The sequence below is a fragment of the Lentiprolixibacter sp. genome, from assembly GCF_982873095.1.
The window spans coordinates 1-2,701 of the sequence record NZ_CEYNTP010000311.1 but is presented as its reverse complement, the minus strand read 5'-3'; the positions used below and the strand labels follow the sequence as shown (position 1 = coordinate 2,701).

4 protein-coding genes are annotated in these 2,701 nt (G+C 45.9%); 3 read left to right on the top strand and 1 reads right to left on the bottom strand.

Annotated elements, in window-relative coordinates:
* On the top strand, positions 1 to 168 hold a 168-nt coding region (locus AC4E7D_RS13680; protein ID WP_490174338.1), incomplete at its 5' end, for a kynureninase/PvdN C-terminal domain-containing protein.
* A 60-nt stretch (positions 169 to 228) separates the two neighbouring features.
* Positions 229 to 1,380, top strand: coding sequence for an MFS transporter (locus AC4E7D_RS13675; RefSeq protein ID WP_490174337.1), 1,152 nt, complete (start codon positions 229 to 231; stop codon positions 1,378 to 1,380).
* A 7-nt stretch (positions 1,381 to 1,387) separates the two neighbouring features.
* On the opposite strand, the gene AC4E7D_RS13670 is transcribed toward AC4E7D_RS13675, so the two are convergent.
* A complete protein-coding gene (locus AC4E7D_RS13670) occupies positions 1,388 to 2,068 on the bottom strand; it encodes a hypothetical protein (RefSeq protein WP_490174336.1) in 681 nt (226 codons plus the stop codon).
* Positions 2,069 to 2,185: 117 nt separating this feature from the next.
* Here AC4E7D_RS13670 and AC4E7D_RS13665 point away from each other — a divergent pair.
* On the top strand, positions 2,186 to 2,701 hold a 516-nt coding region (locus AC4E7D_RS13665; protein WP_490174335.1), incomplete at its 3' end, for a ClpP family protease.

The window sequence follows — 2,701 nt, the reverse complement described above, 5'->3', positions numbered from 1 at the left end:
CACGGTGAAGGGCGACCCTTATTTGATTACCTGATGAAGGCTGGTGTGATTGTAGACTGGCGCGAACCCAATGTAATCAGGCTGGCGCCGGCACCTCTGTATTGCAGTTATGAGGACATGTACCATTTCGGACAAATTCTAAAGGCGGGGATACAGCGCAATGAATAGGACAGCAGTTAATATGGGATATAGGACCAACCATAGCTGGTTATAATAACGTAGGGCCCTATGAAATCCCTTTGGTTAATCCTTTCCAATCCGCGGTATTTTGCACCTGCCTGGGTATTCGCCAGTCTGAACATCCTCTTCGGAACCTGGGCGATCTACATCCCCACCGTTAAGGAAGACCTGCAAATTGACAAGGCCGCCCTGGGAATGGCCATCTTTTTTTTATCCCTGGGTGTTTTTACTATTTTCCCGATAGCATCACGACTCATCAACAGACTTGGTGTAGGGCGCGCCACCTGGATTGGGGTATTGCTCATATGCGCTACGGCGCTGTTGCCCATGCTGGCTCCCTCTTTCCTTTCCCTGGCCATTGCCCTGTACTTCTTTGGTGCTACCAACGGCTTTACGGATATTTCCATGAATACGCTGGTTACCGAGATCGAAAAGGAGGATAAACAAAATTTTATGTCAGCAGCCCATGGCTTTTTTAGCCTGGGGGGTGTTTTGGCAGGTTTAGGCAGTTTTTTGATTCCGGTATTGAACAACCGAGTATTGCATATGGGATTGGCAATACTGCTTGTTTTGATTGTGAGTTTGATATTCCATCGACAGTACAAGCATATTTTGGCAGCACCCATAGAAAAAGAACCTTTTGGTTTCAGGAATTTTAAACCGCTCCTCCTTTTGGGGCTATTCTCCTTTGTGGTCATGGGTAGTGAAGGAGCCATTGTTGACTGGAGTGGTTTGTTCCTCAAAGAGGTAAGCCTGGCCCCTGAGGCCATATGGGGTGCTGGTTTTCTTGGCTTTCAATTTATGATGACGCTAGGCCGGTTTTTAGGAGATGCTATTAGCGACCGTGTCGGGTCCATGAAGATTATTGTCATGGGGGCCGGACTGGCAGTATTGGGGTATTTGCTCGTACTCACCACCCAAACGGCGCTGGCCATTACAGGATTCGCATTAACCGGACTGGGATTCTCGGTAATCGTCCCGGAATTGTTCCGAATTGGTGGAAACGTAAAAGGTGTGGAATCCTCACAAGGCGTGGCTTTCATAGCCGGCACAGGTTATTCCGGTTTCCTGGTCGGCCCTGTTATTTTAGGGTTTATAGCAGAAAAGTTTAGCCTCAATACTACTTTTATCACTTTATTGCTTTGTTCCCTGCTTGTTTTCCTGGCCACGTTTGTTCTTCAAGCCCGGAAGAAACGTTAAAACCACACTATTCCCTTACCGCCTTTAGCCCTGTAAAGGAGATTTGGAAATTACCTTCTTCGTTCTTGTGCACTGTAGCTATTTTTAAGCCTTCCAGCTCCTGGTAGTTTTCCCAGGTAGTGATCAGGGAAGGTTCGGGCTGGTTGCTTCTTCTAAAAATCCATTCCTGTATCAGGTAATCGTCCCCGAAAAAGAAATCATAGGCATCCCCTGGGGTATACCCTCCTTCATTTCCATAAACAATGGTAAGCTTTTGCATGGGTTTCTTGCTGATAGGTGCCTCAGCAATACTGTCCAGGGTATAGGTAAAGCTTTCCTGGTCCCACAAGAGCTGATAAGGCGCCAGCATCCAGTACTTGTCATTGATAAAAGCCGCGTCTACCTTAGCTGAGGTACTGTCCACCTCCGCACGATTATAGGTAACCGTATCCTGAAATGAAATGCCCGTTACTTCGTTGGCAGCTATGTTCCAATGCCAGTTCCGTTCGAAATGTGTGGTATCCCGGTCTACGTTAAACGTGAATTTGAGGGTGCTGATGCCCTGCCAATTGTCATATCCGTTGGCCTTAGCGATCTTTTGAAGTACTGTAAGCTCGGGTTTTTCTTCTTCAACTGCAGTTTTTTTGTCGGTTTTACATCCTGCGAAAACCACGAACAGCAGGAGTAGTAATGGTATAATTTGCTTCATCTTCTTTTTTTTCAAAGATACGAGTAAATTCTTTCCATAAGTGCCCCCAAACCACCCGGAATATTGATTACTTATCCCGATAAAATCACTACTTTTGAATCTAAATTTTACTAAAGAATGAAATCAAAAAAAGGGAAGGTACAAGAACTAATTGACGAAAAGTTATTGTCTGAACGCAAGGTTTTTTTGTGGGGGATGGTAGATGATGATTCTGCCAAACACGTTATTGATCGCCTGCTCTATCTGGATATGCAAAGTAATGAAGAAATTCAGCTGTATATCAATAGCCCAGGAGGTTATGTAACTTCGGGATTTGCGATGTACGACACCATAAAATCTCTTAAAAGCCCGGTTTCTACTATATGCACAGGCCTGGCAGCTTCCATGGGTTCTATTCTTTTATCCGTGGGCAAAAAGGGTAGGAGGTTTATTCAGCCCCACGCCCGTGTCATGATCCACCAGCCCAGTGGGGGGGCCAGAGGACAGGCATCCAATATTGAAATCCAGGCTAGGGAGATACTGAAAACAAAGGAGATTGGCGCACAAATTCTGGCGGAGAACTGCGGGCAGTCTTTCGAGAAGATCATGAAAGACTTTAACCGCGATTACTGGATGAGTGCGGAGGAATCTGTT

What these genes read in the sequence shown, in the direction of transcription:
- AC4E7D_RS13675 (WP_490174337.1), top strand. Translation starts at nt 229, where the DNA reads ATGAAATCCCTTTGGTTAATCCTTTCCAATCCGCGGTATTTTGCACCT.
- AC4E7D_RS13670 (WP_490174336.1), bottom strand. Translation starts at nt 2,068, where the DNA reads ATGAAGCAAATTATACCATTACTACTCCTGCTGTTCGTGGTTTTCGCA.